Annotated in this window: 19 protein-coding genes and 1 tRNA gene; 9 read left to right on the top strand and 11 right to left on the bottom strand. The window is 62.2% G+C overall.

From position 1 onward, the window contains the following. The first annotated feature begins 540 nt into the window (after positions 1–540). From MRBLMU1_RS13265 to MRBLMU1_RS13245, 5 genes are all read left to right on the top strand, one after another. Entirely contained in the window at positions 541–921 is a 381-nt protein-coding gene (locus MRBLMU1_RS13265) for a hypothetical protein (RefSeq protein ID WP_363502027.1), read from the top strand. A gap of 420 nt (positions 922–1,341) precedes the next feature. Then, entirely contained in the window at positions 1,342–1,773 is a 432-nt protein-coding gene (locus tag MRBLMU1_RS13260; protein ID WP_363502025.1) for a hypothetical protein, read from the top strand. Positions 1,774–2,550: 777 nt separating this feature from the next. Continuing rightward, positions 2,551–3,078 carry a hypothetical protein gene (locus MRBLMU1_RS13255; RefSeq protein ID WP_363502023.1) on the top strand — a complete coding sequence of 176 codons (528 nt, stop codon included), beginning with the start codon at positions 2,551–2,553 and terminating at the stop codon, positions 3,076–3,078. A gap of 695 nt (positions 3,079–3,773) precedes the next feature. Further along, on the top strand, positions 3,774–4,061 hold the full coding sequence (locus MRBLMU1_RS13250; RefSeq protein ID WP_363502021.1) for a hypothetical protein: 288 nt from the start codon (positions 3,774–3,776) through the stop codon (positions 4,059–4,061). 238 nt (positions 4,062–4,299) lie between these two features. Then, positions 4,300–4,376 (top strand) — tRNA-Pro (locus MRBLMU1_RS13245). Between the two features lie 260 nt (positions 4,377–4,636). Here the strand turns inward: MRBLMU1_RS13245 and MRBLMU1_RS13240 are convergent. The 4 genes from MRBLMU1_RS13240 to MRBLMU1_RS13225 are packed head-to-tail and all read right to left on the bottom strand — an operon-like array spanning position 4,637 to position 7,388. Beyond that, the gene (locus MRBLMU1_RS13240) at positions 4,637–5,059 is read right to left on the bottom strand and encodes an organic hydroperoxide resistance protein (RefSeq protein WP_363502019.1); all 423 of its coding nucleotides are present in this window, start codon (positions 5,057–5,059) and stop codon (positions 4,637–4,639) included. Positions 5,060–5,097: 38 nt separating this feature from the next. After that, positions 5,098–6,117, bottom strand: coding sequence for an alpha/beta fold hydrolase (locus MRBLMU1_RS13235; RefSeq protein ID WP_363502017.1), 1,020 nt, complete (start codon positions 6,115–6,117; stop codon positions 5,098–5,100). A gap of 30 nt (positions 6,118–6,147) precedes the next feature. Next, positions 6,148–6,681 (bottom strand): thioredoxin family protein, encoded by a 534-nt coding sequence (locus MRBLMU1_RS13230; RefSeq protein WP_363502015.1) that lies wholly within the window; start codon positions 6,679–6,681, stop codon positions 6,148–6,150. Between the two features lie 2 nt (positions 6,682–6,683). Beyond that, positions 6,684–7,388: a cytochrome c biogenesis CcdA family protein gene (locus tag MRBLMU1_RS13225; RefSeq protein WP_363502013.1), complete on the bottom strand. Its 705-nt coding sequence runs from the start codon at positions 7,386–7,388 to the stop codon at positions 6,684–6,686. A 162-nt stretch (positions 7,389–7,550) separates the two neighbouring features. On the opposite strand from MRBLMU1_RS13225, the gene MRBLMU1_RS13220 reads away from it, so the two are divergent. Together MRBLMU1_RS13220 and MRBLMU1_RS13215 are read left to right on the top strand one after the other, a co-directional pair. Then, a complete protein-coding gene (locus MRBLMU1_RS13220) occupies positions 7,551–8,288 on the top strand; it encodes a response regulator (RefSeq protein WP_363502011.1) in 738 nt (245 codons plus the stop codon). Beyond that, positions 8,285–9,589, top strand: coding sequence for an ATP-binding protein (locus MRBLMU1_RS13215; RefSeq protein ID WP_363502009.1), 1,305 nt, complete (start codon positions 8,285–8,287; stop codon positions 9,587–9,589). The genes MRBLMU1_RS13220 and MRBLMU1_RS13215 overlap by 4 nt, the downstream gene beginning before the upstream one ends. A 145-nt stretch (positions 9,590–9,734) precedes the next feature. Here the strand turns inward: MRBLMU1_RS13215 and MRBLMU1_RS13210 are convergent, their stop codons facing one another. Then, complete coding sequence (locus MRBLMU1_RS13210; protein WP_363502007.1) at positions 9,735–10,901, bottom strand: mandelate racemase/muconate lactonizing enzyme family protein; 1,167 nt, start codon at positions 10,899–10,901, stop codon at positions 9,735–9,737. A gap of 105 nt (positions 10,902–11,006) precedes the next feature. On the opposite strand from MRBLMU1_RS13210, the gene MRBLMU1_RS13205 reads away from it, so the two are divergent. Then, positions 11,007–11,897, top strand: a complete 891-nt coding sequence (locus MRBLMU1_RS13205) for a LysR family transcriptional regulator (RefSeq protein WP_315211859.1) — start codon at positions 11,007–11,009, stop codon at positions 11,895–11,897. A gap of 201 nt (positions 11,898–12,098) precedes the next feature. Here MRBLMU1_RS13205 and MRBLMU1_RS13200 read toward each other — a convergent pair whose 3' ends face one another. The 4 genes from MRBLMU1_RS13200 to MRBLMU1_RS13185 all read right to left on the bottom strand — a co-directional run bounded on the left by MRBLMU1_RS13200 (position 12,099) and on the right by MRBLMU1_RS13185 (position 16,535). Next, positions 12,099–13,175 (bottom strand): alkene reductase, encoded by a 1,077-nt coding sequence (locus tag MRBLMU1_RS13200; RefSeq protein ID WP_363502005.1) that lies wholly within the window; start codon positions 13,173–13,175, stop codon positions 12,099–12,101. Positions 13,176–13,220: 45 nt separating this feature from the next. Next, positions 13,221–14,018: an SDR family NAD(P)-dependent oxidoreductase gene (locus tag MRBLMU1_RS13195; protein WP_363502003.1), complete on the bottom strand. Its 798-nt coding sequence runs from the start codon at positions 14,016–14,018 to the stop codon at positions 13,221–13,223. Between the two features lie 112 nt (positions 14,019–14,130). Beyond that, positions 14,131–15,348, bottom strand: a complete 1,218-nt coding sequence (locus tag MRBLMU1_RS13190; protein ID WP_363502001.1) for a CaiB/BaiF CoA transferase family protein — start codon at positions 15,346–15,348, stop codon at positions 14,131–14,133. Further along, on the bottom strand, positions 15,348–16,535 hold the full coding sequence (locus MRBLMU1_RS13185) for an acyl-CoA dehydrogenase (RefSeq protein ID WP_363501999.1): 1,188 nt from the start codon (positions 16,533–16,535) through the stop codon (positions 15,348–15,350). Before MRBLMU1_RS13185 ends, MRBLMU1_RS13190 begins: the two co-directional genes overlap by 1 nt. Before the next feature lie 122 nt (positions 16,536–16,657). Here MRBLMU1_RS13185 and MRBLMU1_RS13180 point away from each other — a divergent pair, with 122 nt between their 5' ends. Then, entirely contained in the window at positions 16,658–17,581 is a 924-nt protein-coding gene (locus MRBLMU1_RS13180) for a LysR substrate-binding domain-containing protein (RefSeq protein ID WP_363501997.1), read from the top strand. Here the strand turns inward: MRBLMU1_RS13180 and MRBLMU1_RS13175 are convergent, their stop codons facing one another. Next, on the bottom strand, positions 17,582–18,172 hold the full coding sequence (locus tag MRBLMU1_RS13175; RefSeq protein WP_363501995.1) for a malonic semialdehyde reductase: 591 nt from the start codon (positions 18,170–18,172) through the stop codon (positions 17,582–17,584). Between the two features lies 1 nt (position 18,173). Beyond that, positions 18,174–18,716, bottom strand: a complete 543-nt coding sequence (locus MRBLMU1_RS13170) for a cupin domain-containing protein (protein WP_363501993.1) — start codon at positions 18,714–18,716, stop codon at positions 18,174–18,176. Between the last annotated feature and the right edge of the window lie 11 nt (positions 18,717–18,727).

Here is an 18,727-nt window from a genome sequence, read left to right as displayed (position 1 = left end):
GGTCACTTATCTGGAACTGCGATAAAGGGAAAACTTAGTGCACGTCACAATGGAATCTTTAGATGTCGAAACGCAACTGTTACGCGTCGCCGTATTCACCATTATAAGAATAATGGTGAATTTCCCATCCTGGCCGATGTAACCCTTGCTTCGCAACCCTAAGGGGACTTTGTGCCGCTCTCCTGCTTCGACACAGCAGCCATGGTGGACGCGGTGGGTTCACACCGGAAAATTCTTTCATGCCCCTTGACAATTAAATTGCCATACGGCATGATTCATAAATCAGCTGCGCGCTGACCACATCACATAGCCAGGCTTGCCCTGAGCACCTAAATTTTAGAAACAGCAGCCAAGTTGCGCCCGCTGTATTCGAATCCCAATTAGATTTTTCGCTCTTTAACAATTTGATGCTTTACCGACGGCGTAACGCCAAAACAGGCGCTTAACTATCGCAACCTGGCGGCGTGCCCGCCAGGAAAAAACACGCCCTGCGAACGAGCGCGGGCACAACAATTACCTACATTCATCTAAGGAATCAATATGCCAACCATCACCCCTTACACCCCAAAACTGCGTGCCCTGACTCCACTGGTCCGAGGCATGGGCTTCGACGAAACGACGAAAAAATTCATCAAATTCAAAGGCGTATATCAGCACTGGGAGGTGCTCGACGCGCTGAGCGCAGCCGCCGAGGCAGGTTGCATTGATAGCGACACTTGGGTCAAAACTGTGTTCTCCTCTAAAAAAGCATTCCACGAATTCTTGGAAAATCTTGAGATGGGCGACATGGAACGATTCCACGACCGATGGGCTCTGGCCCTCGGGGAAATCACGGGATGCATGGATGACGGGTACTGCGTCACTGGCGCAGAGGCAGCGTCAACGTTCCTGGACCACGCTCAGGAAACAGGCCAAGCTTAGATTCGCGAAGGAACGATTGCGATTTCAGCGCTGAAATGTCGCCGTTCCCACTCGACGCGTCCGCTCTGCGACAGCAGTTGAGTTGCAATGCGCCCACCTTTTCGTCGAAATATTAGCGGTACCATGCGACGCTACGTATCGCTCCAAATCAACAAGAGCGCCCCCTTGCAGAACCATTTACTTCAAGCGCCGTACAATTTCAGCGCTGAAATCCCTAACTAGAACCGCCGCTTGACCGTCTTACGCTGGTTGTCACCTTGACCGGACTGCGTAGACGGCGCTCACTTGCCGTGCTCGTCAGCGCATCCAGTACGGGCCAGCACCACCACCCCAAGCCTATTAATTCCTCTGCATCCGCCGTTTTAGCCGATGCACTTGGCACACAATTAACTAAAAAATTAGAACAACCAAAGGAACAATATGAACGTAAATCACATCAAACTGAGTATGTCCCGCAACTCCTCTCGCGCTCTGGTAGCGCGCCTGTACAACGACGACGAAGAGATATTTGCCACCTCGAGCGGTTACCAATTGGGCTGCGCGTTGCGTGCTTTGGAGGCGTCTCCGATAAGGTCTGAAGGAAACTCGTTCACCCTCGGGCTGGATGAACAGGGAACCTTTTTCGGGCACAGTATCGGATATGCACCAGAAGAGCGAGTATTCTTCGGCGGCGTCGGCAGCGCACTGGTCTTGCTAGGACACTTTGAAGACGGGGAAAACGACCCACAATTCCATTTCGTCCGCAGCCTGTTGCCCCCTGAGCTGGTGGCGCCATCGAAAACCTCCTCATCTGCTAGCTCGCAGGAGGCAGCGAGGCACTTTGCAAAGACCGTCTACTTCCCCGTTATTTGATTGAAGCAGCAATCATGTTCGGAGGGCGAACAGCGACTGCGTTCTCGCCGCCTGCGGGTGCACGGACTGCAAGTCACACACGGTCCGGGGTAGAGCTGCGGCGGCTCGGAGAAAACACCGTCAAAGCAAAGGATAATTTCAGCGCTGAAATTGCCGCCGTCCTGAAAGCCCAATGTCAGAGCAAAACGCGAAAGTAGCAGTCGATGCCATGAAATAGCGCACATATGCGAGCGGCTAGCAATGTCGACCTTTGACTCGAGCTTTGCGGCAGCGATTTTCAGCCCTGGCGATTCATCAGCCAAGAACACCTTCAACCGCTCTTTAGTCGGGATTCAGTCCCACCTCACTCGACTTAGTCGACCAGACACTGGGACACAAAACCCAGGACATTTCAGCGCTGAAATCCGAGCGCGCAGTTCACTTCCCAGCTTACAACGGAAATGGATGCGTCCGCTGTTCCAGGATTGCACCAGTAGACGCCACGTCACACCGACACACGTACACCGCCAGATATGCCCGGAGCCCGCGTTTGCGTGCTCCGTACGATTTCAGCGCTGAAATGACGATTGTAAATTGGCCTTAGCTTGGGATGACGGTGCTGCAATGTGTCTCAGAACGTCTTACTCAACTCCACCCGGGCAACTCAACTGGGGGGGGAAATTTTAGCGCTGAAATCGAACAAACCGTTTGGAATTTCAGCCTGTGCCCTCCCACCCGAACGAGTGACCATTACTGATAACGCTCTAACAATTCAACATGCACACTCGAAGGACTTCAATGAAAATAGAGTACGAAATTTTATGGCACTTAGTGTTTGGCCATGACTACGGCGACCGCCTCCAATGCCTCACGCTCGAGGCTCCATTCCTATCTGAGGAGACTTTCTCCATAGAGGTTTGGCGAGAAGTTAATCAAAGCCTCGCCGACACGCAAGAAAGGGCGGCTGCATATAACGCGCTCTCGGACTACGAAACGCTCACAAGCCTATACGAACACTACGTGCAAACCAGACCACAACTTAATGGAGCTTGCATTGCAGTCGGTGCCGCTGGTCCAATCTGGGCCTTCCACCCGATAGAACCTCAAGAAGAAAATTATTGGTTTGGTTGGCCCGACCGCATGAAGGACGGCAGCTTCGAGAGAGTAGAAATTTTGCCTTGCACCGATAAGGTTCTAGACGAAGTAATTCGCAGGGGCCCCGGCGCCGACAGCTCTATCATCCGCGTGAAGGAATCTCCGTTTGACCGCTTCTACCATGCGGACGAGCTAAGGCCGACTCACAGCTATCAAAGATTTCAGCGCTGAAATCGCCTGCGGCTTTCAGGTCACGCTACGTGCCTCGACACACCGTCGCGACCCTATGAATTTCAGCGCTGAACTCTAGCGCTAACAAACAAGCCCTCGGGCTATCTCACATTCATCCACGTTCGGAAAGGAATCCCAATGCGAACCAAACCTACAATCCACTTCAGCGAACAATATGACCCAAAACATCACACCGTTTAAACCATTGAGCAAACAGGACGTCGCAGAAGCCATCGGCTGCTCCGTCCGACAAGTCGAAATTTTCGTTAGCTTAGGCGAGTTGCCAAGGCCGGTGAGTATCGGCCGACGAGTACTGTGGCACCCAGAAATCTTTTACAAGTGGCTCGACGCCACCCTCCGCGCGACGTCGCCCGAGGACGCGGAGCTACCACTGAAAAAAACTTCTCTTCCTGAGACGGCTTTCGGCGCGAACCCAGGTCGACGCACGACGAACTCGACAAGCGCCTCACTCGTACGCATGCGAGCCAAAGCAGCTGCGCTAGCGCGCATCTAGTTCCCAGTGACATATAGGCGGTCTCCGCCTCTGGCACGTTTACCGAGCCATGTAGTTGCGGACCGGCGCTAGCGTAACTCCCCATTTCCAAAGGCCACTCTGCCGTTTAAGTGGCCTAGCTACACTCATTTCAACATCAGAGTTCATTTCAGAACTCGACCTCAAATTTAAAGGAAAACACATGATTACTACTGACATTGCGCTCGGCTGGAAGGCCTCCAAAGACTACATGCTTCAATCGTTCGATGGAGACGAGCGGCTGCCACATCTGGTCGTGGAGCTCTTCGACGAGAAAGCGTCAACACAGGGCTCGACCGCAGAACTCAGCATCCACACTTCAAGCGCGCGTGTAGATATTGAGGAACTCAATCTCTACGACGAAGAGGTTGACCTCTACGATAAGCTGCTCGGGTGGCTAGACGAGGCCTATGAAGAGGCAGGCAAGCTCTGGGTAAATGGCGACGTGTAGCAACTCGCAGAGGTCAGTAAGATAGACCATCGCGCGCACTGAACATGCATAGACGAGCCGCCCCAATGGGGCGGCTTTTCCGTTTGTAATCCGTCTTCGCCTTCGTTAAAATGAATACCAATGCATACCAAAGAGCTCTTGGTTGCGGCTTCGCGCAATTATGCGCAGGAAAGCGAAGCGGTCACCAAGTCATTGTTTTTAAAAGGCTTTGGTAGGTACAGGAATCACGATTTGCAGTCGGGGTGTGGCTCAGCCCGGTAGAGCGCTGCGTTCGGGACGCAGAGGCCGGAGGTTCGAATCCTCTCACCCCGACCAATCTCTTTTGCAGGGAATCGGAGTGATCTTCGCATCGAACAATATCAGCGCGGGCTCGACGCCATACTCCCAGCTGTAGCGTGCAATGCCCCTGCGCGCCGAAAGGCCGACAAACAAGCGAAGGCCTCCTTGCTGCGTTCATCCGAATAGATTAGATTCAGGAATGGAGCCATTGGGCCTGTTGGTAAAAGTTCCATCGCTTGAAATACGCCTTCCATAGGACGTACAGCACCGGCCCGGCGACCCCAGCCACCCGCCACCTAAACGGTCAGCTCGAACGCGACGTCGATGTTCCCGCGCGTCGCCTTCGAGTATGGGCAGGTCTGATGCGCCGCCTCGATCACGGCCTGTGCGCGGTCACGCTCCACGCCAGGCATGTTGATGTGCAACCGCGCCCGCAAAAAGTAACCACCTTCTCCATGGCACAGGTCGATCTCGGTGTCGACCGACAACTCCGCCGGCAGTTGCACCTTCAGCGTGCCGGCCGCCAGCCCCATCGCGCCGATGAAGCAGGCGGACCAGCCCGCCGCCAGCAATTGCTCGGGATTGGTGCCCATGCCCTGCGAGCCCGGCGAAGACAGCTTGATGTCGAGGCGGCCGTCCGTGCTGCGCGCGGTGCCGTCGCGGCCGCCCGAGGTGGTGTGGGTGCTGCCGGTGTACAGCGTTTTTTCAGGGTGGTTCATGATCGTTTCCTTGATAAGTAAGTGAAGGTGCGTGCGGCTCAGTTTAATTTCGCCACATCGAGAATGGCCTGGGCAAAGGCCTGTGGCGCTTCCTGCGGCAGGTTGTGGCCAATGCCGCCGGTCAGCAACCTGTGTTCGTACTTGCCCGTGAATTTCTTGGCGTAGTTCTTGGGATCGGGATGCGGGGCGCCGTTGGCGTCGCCTTCCATCGTGATCGTGGGCACGCCGATGTCGGGAAAGCGCGCCAGTTGCCGCTCCAGATCGTCATATCGCGCCTCGCTCGGCGCCAGTCCCAAACGCCAGCGGTAGTTGCTGATCGAGATGGCGACATGGTCCGGGTTGTCGAGCGACGCGGCGGAGCGAGCGAACGTGGCGTCGTCGAATTTCCACTGCGGCGAGGCGAGCTCCCAGATCAGGCGCGCGAACGCGTGGGTGTTGGCGCGGTAGCCCAGTTCCCCGCGCTCGGTGGCGAAATAATATTGATACCACCATTGCAGCTCGGCCTTGGGCGACAGCGGCGCCCGGTTCGCCTCCTGGCTGCCGATCAGGTAGCCGCTGACCGACACCAGCGCGGTGAACCGTTGCGGCCACAGCGCCGCCAGCGTGCCGGCGATCCTGGCGCCCCAGTCGAAACCGGCGACGATGGCCTTGCCGATCTTCAGCGCGTCCATGAAAGCGACGGCATCGGCGGTGAAGGTCGCCTGCTGGCCGTTGCGCAGCGTGTTCGCCGACAGGAAGCGCGTGCTCCCATAGCCGCGCAGATGCGGAATGATGACGCGGTATCCCGCCGCGACCAGGACCGGCGCCACATCGACGAAGGCATGGATGTCATAGGGCCAGCCGTGCAGCAGCAGAATGGGCATGCCGTCCGACGGACCCATGTCGACATACCCGACGTCGAGCAGGCCGGCGTTGATCTGCCGGATCGCGGGGAAAGCGTTCGCCGGCGTTACCGTGGCGGCAAAAGCGCGCCCCGCATGCCCGATCTGGCTCGCGGCCAGTCCCAGCGCGGCAGTATTCAGAAAGCTACGGCGTTTCATGTTGGTCAGCTCAGTCATGATGATTCCTTTCGATAGTATGAAAACGGATTACCGGGACACGACCGCCGGTTCGGCCAGCAGCGTGCGGATCTTCGCCTCGGTCGCCGCGTACGCGCCCTCGCCGAAGTGCTGGTACACCACCTTGCCCTGCTTGTCGATCAGGTAGACGGCGGGCCAATACTGATTGTTGTAGGCGCTCCAGGTGGCGTATTGGTTGTCCTGCGCGACCGGATACGTGATGCCGAAGCGCTTGATCGCGGTCTTCACGTTATCGGTCGAGCGCTCGAACGGATATTCCGGGGTGTGCACGCCCACCACCACCAGTCCCTGGTCCTTGTACTTCTCGTGCCAGCCCTTCACGTAGGGCAGCGTGCGGATGCAGTTGATGCAGGTGTAGGTCCAGAAGTCGACCAGCACCACCTTGCCGCGCAACTGGCCTATGGTCAGCGGCTCGCTATTGAGCCATTGCTGGATGCCGGTGAATTCCGGCGCCGTCGTGGGCGCCGGCGCCGCTGTGGCGGCGGCGAAGGTGGCGCTCGACAAGACGAGAGCGGCCAGCGTGGTATGGAATACGGATTTCATGTTCAATATCCTTTCAGGGGAGGGAAAAAGTCGGCAAGGGCCGCGTAGATCACGACGTCGTACTGGAAGTAGATGGCGAGTCCGGTCAGCAGGATCAGCACACCGAAGATCTGGATCAGGCGGTGGGAGTGGCGCGCCAGCACCCGCACCCGCGTCGCCATGAACTGGCCGCCGTAGGCGATCACCAGCATCGGTATGCCGGCGCCGAGGGCGTACATCACCAGCAGCGTGGCCGACCAGCCGATGTCCTGCGCCTTGGCGACCAGCACCAGGATCGACGCCAGCACCGGGCCGGCGCACGGCGTCCACACGGCGCCGAGGGACATGCCAAGCACGAAGCCGCCGGCGTTGCCGCTGCCGCCGTCCGCCGAAGGGCCGACGCGGTTCAGGAAACCGCCCATGCGGGCCATCAGCCATTCGTACGGCTGGCGCCGCAACATCAGCAAGCCGGTCGACATCAGCATGGCGATGCCGGCCAGGCGCAGCGTCTCGTGGGCGACGACGACGTGCTGCGAGGCGCTCGCCAGCAACATGCCGAGCGCGGCGAAGGTGAGCACGAAGCCCGCCACGATGAACAGCGGCCGGCTGCGGTTTGTGCGCTGCAAAGTGCTACCTAAGACGATGGGCAGGATAGGCAGCACGCAGGGAGAGGCGATGGTCAGCACGCCGGCGAGCGTCGCCAGCGGCAGTTCGATGAGATTGTTCATGGCTTGTCCTCCTGTTTTGGAAGGCTCCATTTAACCGGTGCGGTGTGTATCGGCTGTGTCCAAAACCCCGGCTTTTGCAATGTTGTGTGTACAGGGTCGATCCGGATACACTGGGATACAAAGCGGGCGATGGCGCCCTTTTTCACAGGTTAAGATGCGTCCATGGAAAATACAGACCACATTCTCATCGTCGACGACGACCGCGAAATCCGCGAGCTGCTGGCCGCTTATCTGGAAAAGAACGGCATGCGCGCCACGGTGGCGGCGAATGGCCGCCAGATGCGCGCGCTGCTGGAACAACACAACTTCGATCTGTTGGTGCTGGACCTCATGCTGCCCGGCGAGGACGGCCTGACCCTGTGCCGCGAACTGCGCGCCAGCAAATGGCGCGCCCTGCCCGTGCTGATGCTGACCGCGCGCGGCGAGGAGACCGACCGCATCGTCGGACTGGAAATGGGCGCCGACGATTACCTGACCAAGCCTTTCGCCGTGCGGGAACTGTTCGCCCGCATCCGCTCTGTGCTGCGCCGCGCGCGCATGCTGCCGCCGAATATGCAGGTCGACGAGCCGGGGCAGTTCATCACCTTCGGCGACTGGAAGCTCGACACCGTGGGCCGCCACCTGCTGGACCGCGCCGGCACGGTGGTCTCGCTAAGCGGCGCCGAATACCGGTTGCTGCGCGTGTTCCTCGACCATCCGCGCCGGGTGCTGACGCGCGACCAGCTGCTCAACCTCACGCAAGGGCGCGACGCCGACAGCTTCGACCGTTCGATCGACCTGCTGGTGAGCCGCCTGCGCCAGCGCCTGCTGGACGACGCGCGCGAGCCCCGTTACATCAAAACCTTGCGCAGCGAAGGCTATGTGTTCTCCTCCGAGGTCGATCTCGGAGGCACGGCATGACCAGGCTGCACTGGCCACGCACGCTGTTCACGCGTCTGACGCTGATCCTGTTCATCGGCCTGGCGGCGGCGCACGCGATGTCGTATTGGCTGATCGTCAGCGAGCGGCGCGAAGCGACCACCGGTTTGATGCTCGGCTATCTGGAGCAGGACGTCGCCAGCTCGGTGGCGTTGCTGGACCGCCTGCCCGCCAGCGAACGGGCCGAATGGTTGCCACGACTGGAACGCCGCAGCTATCGATTTTCGCTGGGGCCGGGCGACACCGGCCACGCGCCAGACAGCGATCTGTCGAAGCGGGCCGCCGAATCGTTCGTCAAATCCATCGGCAAACAGTACCCGGTCACCGCCAGCGCGGTGCCGGGACACCCCAACCGCGTCCAGGCGCGCGTCACGCTCGGCGACGGCGCCACGCTGGTCATCGACATGCGGCCTACCGGCCTGCCGATTCCGGCGTGGCTGCCGGCGGTGCTGCTGTTGCAGCTCGCGTTGCTGGCGGTGGTCACGTGGTACGGCGTGCGGCTGGCCACCCGCCCGCTGGCGCAACTGGCCGACGCCGCCGACCGGCTGGGCCCCGACCTCAAAGCCGCTCCGGTCGCCGAAGATGGACCGCTGGAGGTGGCGCGTGCGGCGCGCGCCTTCAACGCCATGCAGGAACGCATCGGTGCCCACCTAGACGAGCGCACGCAGATCCTGGCGGCGATCTCGCACGACCTGCAAACACCGATCACCCGCATGCGCATGCGGGCCGACATGATGGATGACGAGATCCAGCGCGAGAAGATGAACCGCGACCTGGTCGAGATGGAGATGCTGGTGCGCGACGGCGTGGCCTATGCGCGCACGCTGCACGGCACGTCGGAGGCTGCGTGCCGGGTCGATCTGGACTCCCTGCTGGGTAGTCTCGTCGGCGACTATCTGGATGGTGGACATCCAGTCAAATTGGAAGGCAAGGCCGGTGCGCCGCTGGTCACCCGCCCGCACGCGCTGCGCCGGGTGCTGGGCAATTTGATCGACAACGCGCTGAAATACGCGGGATCGGCGGATCTGCATGTCGACAGCACCGATGAACGGGTGACGATCCGCGTGCGCGATCATGGTGGCGGAATCCCCGACGATGAATTGGACAACGTCATGCAGCCGTTCTACCGTCTCGAAGCCTCGCGCAACCGCGACACCGGCGGTACTGGCCTCGGCTTGGCGATCGCCCGTCAACTGGCGCAAGCGATCGGCGCCACGCTAACGCTGCGCAACCATCCGGACGGCGGCCTCGAAGCCACCCTGACCCTAATGCCGCCAAGTTAGGCGTTCATCTAAATCACGTAGGGCGGATTAGCGCAGCGTAATCCGCCAAGCGCCGTCGGCGGCTCATGGCGGATTACGGCGTTCCGCCTAATCCGCCCTACGAAAATCGCCTTAACTTAGCGGCATTAGGACTTGACCCCGGAGTTTACTCGGCCAGCTTGACCATCTCGCGGTACAGATCGGCCTTGCCTTCGAAGCCGATGCCGGGCAGTTCCGGCAGCATGATGTGGCCGTTCTCGACCTTGACGCCGTCGGGGAAGCCGCCGTAAGGCTGGAACAGGTCGGGGTAGGACTCGTTGCCGCCCAGGCCCAGGCCGGCGGCGATGTTCAGCGACATCTGGTGGCCGCCGTGCGGGATGCAGCGCTTGGCCGACCAGCCGTGCTCGCGCAGCATGTCGAGCGTGCGCAGGTATTCGACCAGGCCGTAGCTGAGCGCACAGTCGAACTGCAGCCAGTCGCGGTCGGCGCGCATGCCGCCGTAGCGGATCAGGTTGCGCGCGTCCTGCATCGAGAACAGGTCTTCGCCCGTCGCCATCGGATTCTTGTAGTAGTTGCGCAAGGTCGCCTGCAGTTCGAAGTCGAGCGGATCGCCCGGCTCCTCGTACCAGAACAGGTCGTACTGCGACAGCGCCTTGGCGTACCGGATCGCGGTGTCGAGGTCGAAGCGGCCGTTTGCGTCGACCGCCAGTTTCTGGCCGTCCTGCAGCACGCTCAGCACCGAGTCGATGCGGCGCAGGTCCTCGTCCAGCGAGGCGCCGCCGATCTTCTTCTTGACCACGGTGTAGCCACGGTCGATGTAGCTGCGCATCTCGTCCTTGAGCTTGTTGTGGTCCTGGCCGGGATAGTAATAGCCGCCGGCGGCGTAGACGAAGATGTTGCGGTCGGCCTTGCCGTCGCCGTAACGGTCGGCCAGCAGCTGGAACAGCGGCTTGCCTTCGATCTTGGCGACCGCGTCCCACACCGCCATATCGATGGTGCCGATCGCCACCGAACGCTCGCCGTGCCCGCCCGGCTTTTCGTTGGTGAACATGCAGTTCCAGATCTTGTGCGGGTCCAGATTGTTGCCGCTGTCGTCGACCAGGCTCTGCGGATCGGCCTCGAGGATGCGCGGGATGAAGCGTTCGCGCATCAGCTTGCCTTGGCCGTAACGGCCGTTGGAGTTGAAGCCGTAGCCAATCACCGGCTTGCCGTCGCGGATGACGTCGGTCACCACCGCCACCAGGCTCAAAGTCATCTTGCTGAAGTCGATGTAGGCATTGCGGATCGGGGAGCTGATCGGGACGGTTTTTTCGCGGATTTCAACAATTTTCATGGTAAGTCTCCTGGGTGTGGGGCGCTGTGCTCAGCCAATGACGCCAGCTTACTCTTGAATTTAACTGCTAAAATTCACTTAAATTAAAACCTTTATTCACTTTAAATGAAAATTGAAACCGCGCCCGACCTGGCGTTTTTCGTGCTGCTGGCGAAATTGGGCAGCATGTCGGCCACCGCCCGCGAGCTGGGCGTCACACCGCCGGCCATCACCAAGCGTTTGAGCCTGATGGAGCAAAAGCTCGGCGTGCGTCTGGTCAACCGCACCACGCGGCGCATCAGCCTGACCCAGGAGGGGGAGACGTACCTGGCGCAGTCGACGCGGATCCTGCACCAGATACGCGAGATGGAGGAGTCCATTTCCAGCGGCCGCGCGGCGCCCAAGGGACTGCTGCGCGTCAACGCCACGCCGGGATTCGGCCGCACGCGGATCGCGCCGATTGTCTCGCGCTTCGCGCACGCGTATCCCGAGGTGGAGGTCGAACTACACCTGACCGACCGCCCTATCAGTCTGGTGGAGGAAGCCTACGATCTGGCGATCCGCTTCGGCGAACTGCCGGATACGCGCCTGACCGCGCGCAAGCTGATGTCGAACAAGCGGTATTTGTGCGCGTCGCCGGCGTATCTGAAAAAAGCCGGCGAACCGCAAACGCCCGCCGAACTGCACCGGCACCGCTGCATCCTGCACCGCCAGAACGACGACGTGTACGGAACCTGGCGGCTACAGAAAGGCAAAGCGGTGGAGCTGGTGAAGGTGCGCGGCGCGGTATCGAGCAACGACGGCGACATCGTCATGAATTGGGCGCTGGACGGCCACGGGATCGTGCAGCGCTCGGAGTGGGATGTGGCGAAGTACCTGGAGAGCGGCCGCCTGAAGGAAATCATGCAGGACTACAGGCTGCCGGACGCGGACCTTTATGTGTATTACCTTAGCCGAAGCAACCTGCCGGCCAAGGTCCGCGCGTTCATCGATTTTCTCGCCGAGGAGTTTCGCTGAATTTTCTCGTCATGTATAAGCCGCCGACGGCTCATACATGGCGGATTACGCTTCGCTAATCCGCCCTACGTGTCTCCGAGGTCGTTCGACGTCACGTATCTTCAAGACCACTAAAAGCGCCGTCGCCACGGATACACGTAGGGCGGATTAGGCGGAACGCCGTAATCCGCCATCGACGAGCCGCCAACGTCGCATCGACCGTCAATCGGACGCCGCAGGATAGTCGGTGTAGCCTTTCGCACCCGGCGTATAGAACGTGCTCGGATCGGGCGCGCTCAAAGGTTTATCGGCGCGCATGCGCTCGACCAGGTCCGGGTTGGCGATGAACGGACGGCCGAACGCGATCAGGTCGGCCAGGCCATCTGTCAGCGCCCGCTGCGCGCCGGCCTTGTCGAAGCCGCCGGCCAGGATGAACGGTCCGTTGAACGCGGCGCGCAGAGCGGCCTTGAGCGCGGCCGGCACCGGCGGCGTGCCCATCGCGGAATGATCCAACACGTGCGCGTACATCAGGCCCAGGTCCGACAGCTCCTTCACCAGCGCCAGGTACTGCTCGTCGACGCCGTCGAACGCGCCGGCGGCGTTGACCACGCCATGCGGCGACAGGCGGATGCCCACGCGTTCGGCGCCGATCTCCTTCGCGGCGGCGCGCGCCACCTCCAGCACGAAGCGGTTGCGTCCCTCGGCGGTGCCGCCGTAGCCGTCGGTGCGCTGGTTGATGTTCGCGTTCAGGAACTGCTCGAGCAGGTAGCCGTTGGCCGCGTGCAGTTCGACGCCGTCGAAACCGGCCTCGATGGCCAGGCGGGCGGCGCTCGCGTATTCGGCGACGGTGGCGGCAATGTCCGCCTCCGTCATTGCGCGCGGCGGCGTGTGCGGCACATCGCCCTTGTCATCGACGCGCATCACGCCGGGACACAGTTCCGGCGACGGTCCGACGACCACGGCGCCGGGCGGCAGGTTGTCCTGATGCGTCACGCGGCCGGTGTGCATCAACTGCACGACGACCTTGCCGCCCTTGGCGTGGACGGCGTCGGTGACCAGGCGCCAGCCGGCGACGTGGCCGGCGTTGAACAGGCCCGGAATGCGCGGGTAACCCAAACCGTTCGGCGATGGCGATGTGCCTTCGGTGACGATCAAGCCGGCGCCGGCGCGTTGCGCGTAGTACGTGGCCATCAAGGTGTTCGGCGTATTGTTGTCGACCGCGCGGCTTCGGGTCAAAGGCGACATGACGACGCGGTTGGCGACATCGACGGAACGCAGCGGGAATTTTTCAAATAACATCTTCGGATATCCTGTGATTGATGAACGAGGGAACGGATAGGCGGTTCAACGCTTTTGCAGGCGCGGTGCGACCTTGCCGGTTTGCGCGGCGGTGAACAGCGCGACGCGAGCGGCCTCGTAGCGTTGGAACAAGGCCGTGTCGGCGACCGATGGCAAGGTCACGCCCTCGCCCTGATCGAGCCCCGCCAGCGCCGCGTCCACCATGTTCTCCGCCGTCATGACGGTCTCCGGCGCCAGCGCGGCCAGCGGCACGCCGGACGGGTCCCACAAGTCGGTGGCGGTGGCCGCCGGCAGCACCGCCTGGACCTTCACGCGGGTGCCTTCCAGCTCCTGCTCCAGACCGCGCGTGAACGCGATCACGAACGCCTTGGTGCCGCTGTAGACGGAACTGATAGGCAGCGTATGCAGCCCCAGTACCGACGCGATGTTGATGATCGTGCCCTCGTTGCGCTGCTTGAAGCTTGGCAGCGCGGCGCGCGTCAGCTTGGTCAGCGCGAGGATATTGAGCGCCAGCTGCGACGACAGATCCTGCCTGCTGCTGTCGGCCACCGGCGCAAGGCGCGCGAGGCCGGCGTTATTGACCAATACCGCGACCGCCGGATTGGTCGACAGCAGCGTGGCGACGCTCTCCTGCCCCGCTTCGGTGGCCAGGTCGGCGACCAGCGGTTCGACGTTGACGCCATGCGCGGCCGCGAGACTGGCCGCCAGCGATTGCAGACGGTCCGCGCGGCGGGCCACCAGCACCAGGTCGTAGCCACGTTGGGCCAGGCGGTCGGCGTACACGGCGCCGATACCCGACGACGCACCGGTGACAACAGCGATTTTGCGAGCATTGGTAGACATGATTCTTCCTCCATTCCATATGATGATCATCATATTTTTGTTTAAAAAAAACCGCCGGGTCGATTTACCCAGAGGCTTTGCTTTGCATGACGATCATCATATACTGTTTTTTTCAAGCCTGCACGCGGCCCTCGTTCAACCATTCGTCGAGCACTTCGCCGGTGTGCTCGCCCAAGGCGGGCGGCGCGCGCCGGTAGCTCACCGGCGACGCCGACATGCGGATTGGATTGGCCACCAGCGGTACCGTACCGGCCAGCGGGTGCGGCATCTCGATGCGCAGTCCACGCGCGCGCACCTGCGGGTCGTCGAACACCTTGTCCAGCATGTTGATCGGACCGCACGGCACGCCCGCCGCCTCCATCGCCGCGATCCAGTCGGCCGTGTCACGGCCCGTGGTCACGCCGCGTATCAGGCGGATCAAGGCCTCGCGGTGCAGCACCCGCTGCGGATTGGTGGCGAAGCGTTCATCACGCGCCCACTCGGGATGGCCGGCGGCGGCACAGAACCTGGCGAACTGGCTGTCATTGCCGACCGCGATGATCATATAACCGTCGGCCGTCGGAAAGTCCTGGTACGGCACGATGTTCGGGTGGGCGTTGCCCATGCGGCGCGGCACAACGCCGCCCACCAGATAGTTGGAGGCCTGGTTGGCCAGACAAGCCACCTGCACGTCGAGCAGCGCCAGGTCGATGTGCTGCCCCTCGCCGCTGCGCTCGCGGTGCGCCAGGGCGGCCAACACCGCCACCGACGCGTAGAGGCCTGTCATGACGTCGGTTACCGCCACGCCCACCTTCTGCGGCCCGCCGCCCTCGTCGCCATCGGCGCGGCCGGTCACGCTCATCAAGCCGCCCATGCCCTGTATCAGGAAGTCGTAGCCTGCGCGCGCCGCATAGGGGCCGGTCTGGCCGAAACCGGTGATGGAGCAGTAGATCAGGCGTGGATTGATCGCCTTCAGGCTGGCGTAATCGAGGCCGTACTGTGCCAGGCCGCCGACCTTGAAGTTCTCCAGCAGGATATCGGCCTTGGCGGCCAGGCGACGCACCAGCGCCTGCCCCTCCGCAGTGCCGATATCGATCGCCACCGAGCGCTTGTTGCGGTTGGCGCTAAGGTAATAGGCCGACTCGGAAGTGGCCTCGCCGTCGACGTCGGCCAACCACGGCGGGCCCCAGGCGCGCGTGTCGTCGCCGCTGCCGGGGCGTTCGACCTTGACCACGTCGGCGCCCAGATCGGCCATCAACTGGCCGGCCCAAGGTCCGGCCAGTACCCGCGACAGATCCAGCACGCGCACGCCCGCCAGCGCGCCGGCCGGAAGAAGCTGGGCGGCCGGCATCAGAACGCCGCGATGCCGGTGATGGCGCGGCCGAGGATCAGCGCATGCACATCGTGGGTGCCCTCGTAGGTGTTGACCACCTCCAGGTTGACCAGATGGCGCGCGACGCCGAATTCGTCGCTGATGCCGTTCCCGCCCAACATGTCGCGCGCCATGCGGGCGATGTCGAGCGCCTTGCCGCAGGAATTGCGCTTCATGATGGAGGTGATTTCGACCGCCGCCGTGCCCTCGTCCTTCATGCGGCCCAGGCGCAGGCAGCCCTGCAGGCCCAGGGTGATCTCGGTCTGCATGTCGGCCAGCTTCTTCTGGATCAGCTGATTGGCCGCCAGCGGCTTGCCGAACTGTTTGCGGTCCAACACATACTGGCGCGCGCGGTGCCAGCAATCCTCGGCCGCGCCCAGCGCGCCCCAGGCGATGCCGTAGCGCGCGCTGTTCAGGCACGTGAACGGACCTTTCAGGCCGCGCACATCGGGGAAGGCGTTTTCCTCCGGGCAGAACACCTCGTCCATCACGATCTCGCCGGTGATCGAGGCGCGCAGGCCCACTTTGCCGTGGATGGCCGGCGCGGTCAGGCCGTGCCAGCCCTTTTCCAAGACGAAGCCGCGTATCTGCTTCTGATCGTCCTTGGCCCAGACGACGAAGACGTCGGCCACCGGCGAATTGGTGATCCACATCTTGGCGCCGCTCAGCACATAACCGCCGTCCACCTTGCGCGCGCGACTCAACATCGAACCGGGATCGGAGCCGTGATTCGGTTCGGTCAGGCCGAAGCAACCAATCCACTCGCCGCTGGCCAACTTGGGCAGGTACTTCTGACGCGTGGCCTCGTTGCCAAATTCATAGATCGGCACCATCACCAGCGACGACTGCACGCTCATCATCGAGCGATAGCCGGAATCGACGCGTTCCACCTCGCGCGCCACCAGGCCATAGCACACGGAACTGAGGCCGCTGCCGCCATACTGTTCCGGAATCGTGATGCCGAGCAGTCCCAACTCACCCATCTCGCGGAAGATGGCCAGGTCGGTGCGCTCGTTGCGGAAGGCCTCCAGCACGCGCGGCTCCAGACGCTCCTGGCAATAGGCGCGGGCCGACTCGCGCACCATGCGCTCCTCCTCGGTCAACTGCTGGTCGAGCAGCAATGGATCGTCCCATTGGAAAGCGGTTTTTTTATGCGTTTGGCTCATTCCGAACTCACTCTGTGATTGAAGATGTGCCTAATGTACAATCGCCACAGGCCATCGACAAACGATAAGTTCGCACTGATCTGTGCGTAAACCGCACTTGTTAATCATTTCGAGAGTACGACATGCGTAGAAAAATTCCTTCCACCGCGGCGCTGTCGGCGTTCGAATCGGCGGCGCGCCACCAGAGTTTCACCAAGGCGGCCGACGAACTGGCGCTGACGCAAAGCGCGGTGTGCCGGCAGATCGCGGCGCTGGAGGAGTTTTTGGGCGTCAAGCTGTTCCGCCGCAGCCGTCGCGGCGTTCTGTTGACGGACGCCGGCGCCACCTACAGCCGCCAGGTGACGGCGCGGCTGGACGAGGTGGAACGCGATACGCTCGATCTGATGGCCAAGGGCGGCCAGGGCGGCGTGCTGGAACTGGGCGTGGTGCCGACTTTCGCGATCAAGTGGCTGATGCCGCGCCTGGCGCTGTTCGCGCAGGCGCATCCGGATATCACGGTCAACCTGTCGGCGCGCACGCGGCCCTTCTTGTTCGACGAGACGCAGTTCGACGCCGCGATCCATGCGGGGACGGCGGTCTGGCCGGGGACCGAGGGCGTGTTTCTGATGCGGGAGAATCTGGTGGCGGTATGCAGGCCGGAGCTGATCGCGCCGCGCGCGACGATCGCCGCGTCGGGATGGCAGCGCCTGACGTTGCTGCAGCAAAGCACGCGGCCTTATGGCTGGCGCGATTGGTTCGCGTCGCGCGGGATGCAGGTGGAAGGCGACATGGCCGGGCCACGTTACGAGTTGTATTCGATGGCAGCCGAAGCGGCGTTGCAGGGCATGGGCGTGGCGCTGATACCGCGCCTGCTGGTGGAGGATGAATTACGGCGCGGCGCGTTGATCCAGGTCGCACGGCACGAATACCTGAGCGACCGCAATTATTATTTGATCTACCCCGAGCACAACGCCGACCATGCGGCGCTGGCGGTGTTCCGCATGTGGCTGGAGGAGCAGGCCCGCGAATACCGCGAACCTTTGGGTTTGGGCTTGGCCCAGGCGTGACTACAGCAAGGTGCAAGCCTGATCGAAGTCCAGTCGCGGATGGCGGGGGAACAGCCCCGCCGGGTCGCCATACCCCAACCCGCAGAGGAAATTGACCTTCAACGTCCCCCCGTTGAAAAACTCCCGGTTCACGGCGTCCTGATTAAACCCCGACATCGGCCCGCAATCCAATCCCAGCATGCGCGCCGCCACCATCAGATAAGCCCCCTGCAAGGTCCCGTTACGGAAAGCCGTCGCCTCGCGCAACGGCGCGTCATGCTCGAACATTGCCCCCGCTTCCGGCCGGTGCGAGAACAGCTCCGGCAAGCGCGTCTGAAACGCCGTGTCGTAGGCGATCACCGCCACCACCGGGGCACCGACCACCTTGTCCACATTGGCCGGTGCCAGCGCCGGAACCAGCCGCTGTTTGGCCTCCGCCGTCCGCAGGAACAGCACCCGCATGGGCGAACAGTTCATGCTGGTCGGCCCCCAGCGCATCAAGTCATACAGCTCGCGCAGCAGATCGTCCGGGACCTCGCGCGCCAGCCAGCGATTCTGGCTGCGCGCTTCCCGGAACACCAAATCACGTGACACATCATCGGCGCCCCCCATCTCAAGCCACCGTCCGGCGGGCGCCAGTCATCATAAAGGCCACCCGTACAATCTGCTCGCTGCGATTGCGCCAGGCGTGGCGCGTGCCATTCTGCACCACCACGTCGCCGGCCTTGACCAGCTTGACCGCGCCATCGTGCAGCTCGAGCCAGATCTCGCCACTGAGCACGATCGCGTAATCGACCGTATCGGAGGTGTGCATGCCCGGCGACGACGGTTCGAACGTCTCCATCAACCCGGGCAAGGCCGCCAGCAGCTCGGCGATGCCCGCCGCCGGATCGGCCGCGCCGCGCATCACCGCGTCCGGCGGAAAGTCGACCAGCAGCAGGCTGTTGCCGCCGGGCGGCGGTATCAGCGACCCGCGCGAAGCGGTGGGATCGGCACCGCCATGTGGCACCACCGGCGGCGCATCCGCGCTCCACACCTGGGCCGCCGCGTGCCCCGGATAATGCACGAAGTCTTGTGCGCGGGGCGCGTCGCCGTCCGAGACGAACACCGATTTTCCCTGGGCGTCGTGGCCCGTCACTATGCGTCGGATCTTCATGGCGCAGCCTC

Origin of the sequence: Burkholderia sp. LMU1-1-1.1 (assembly GCF_040675865.1) — a bacterium.
Taxonomy (GTDB): domain Bacteria; phylum Pseudomonadota; class Gammaproteobacteria; order Burkholderiales; family Burkholderiaceae_D; genus Rugamonas.
This window is presented reverse-complemented; position numbering and strand designations above follow the sequence as displayed.

Excerpts from the sequence above, each read along its gene's own strand:
- MRBLMU1_RS13265 (WP_363502027.1), top strand. The coding sequence starts at position 541 with ATGCCAACCATCACCCCTTACACCCCAAAACTGCGTGCCCTGACTCCA.
- MRBLMU1_RS13260 (WP_363502025.1), top strand. The coding sequence starts at position 1,342 with ATGAACGTAAATCACATCAAACTGAGTATGTCCCGCAACTCCTCTCGC.
- MRBLMU1_RS13255 (WP_363502023.1), top strand. The coding sequence starts at position 2,551 with ATGAAAATAGAGTACGAAATTTTATGGCACTTAGTGTTTGGCCATGAC.
- MRBLMU1_RS13250 (WP_363502021.1), top strand. The coding sequence starts at position 3,774 with ATGATTACTACTGACATTGCGCTCGGCTGGAAGGCCTCCAAAGACTAC.
- MRBLMU1_RS13240 (WP_363502019.1), bottom strand. The coding sequence starts at position 5,059 with ATGAACCACCCTGAAAAAACGCTGTACACCGGCAGCACCCACACCACC.
- MRBLMU1_RS13235 (WP_363502017.1), bottom strand. The coding sequence starts at position 6,117 with ATGACTGAGCTGACCAACATGAAACGCCGTAGCTTTCTGAATACTGCC.
- MRBLMU1_RS13230 (WP_363502015.1), bottom strand. The coding sequence starts at position 6,681 with ATGAAATCCGTATTCCATACCACGCTGGCCGCTCTCGTCTTGTCGAGC.
- MRBLMU1_RS13225 (WP_363502013.1), bottom strand. The coding sequence starts at position 7,388 with ATGAACAATCTCATCGAACTGCCGCTGGCGACGCTCGCCGGCGTGCTG.
- MRBLMU1_RS13220 (WP_363502011.1), top strand. The coding sequence starts at position 7,551 with ATGGAAAATACAGACCACATTCTCATCGTCGACGACGACCGCGAAATC.
- MRBLMU1_RS13215 (WP_363502009.1), top strand. The coding sequence starts at position 8,285 with ATGACCAGGCTGCACTGGCCACGCACGCTGTTCACGCGTCTGACGCTG.
- MRBLMU1_RS13210 (WP_363502007.1), bottom strand. The coding sequence starts at position 10,901 with ATGAAAATTGTTGAAATCCGCGAAAAAACCGTCCCGATCAGCTCCCCG.
- MRBLMU1_RS13205 (WP_315211859.1), top strand. The coding sequence starts at position 11,007 with ATGAAAATTGAAACCGCGCCCGACCTGGCGTTTTTCGTGCTGCTGGCG.
- MRBLMU1_RS13200 (WP_363502005.1), bottom strand. The coding sequence starts at position 13,175 with ATGTTATTTGAAAAATTCCCGCTGCGTTCCGTCGATGTCGCCAACCGC.
- MRBLMU1_RS13195 (WP_363502003.1), bottom strand. The coding sequence starts at position 14,018 with ATGTCTACCAATGCTCGCAAAATCGCTGTTGTCACCGGTGCGTCGTCG.
- MRBLMU1_RS13190 (WP_363502001.1), bottom strand. The coding sequence starts at position 15,348 with ATGCCGGCCGCCCAGCTTCTTCCGGCCGGCGCGCTGGCGGGCGTGCGC.
- MRBLMU1_RS13185 (WP_363501999.1), bottom strand. The coding sequence starts at position 16,535 with ATGAGCCAAACGCATAAAAAAACCGCTTTCCAATGGGACGATCCATTG.
- MRBLMU1_RS13180 (WP_363501997.1), top strand. The coding sequence starts at position 16,658 with ATGCGTAGAAAAATTCCTTCCACCGCGGCGCTGTCGGCGTTCGAATCG.
- MRBLMU1_RS13175 (WP_363501995.1), bottom strand. The coding sequence starts at position 18,172 with ATGGGGGGCGCCGATGATGTGTCACGTGATTTGGTGTTCCGGGAAGCG.
- MRBLMU1_RS13170 (WP_363501993.1), bottom strand. The coding sequence starts at position 18,716 with ATGAAGATCCGACGCATAGTGACGGGCCACGACGCCCAGGGAAAATCG.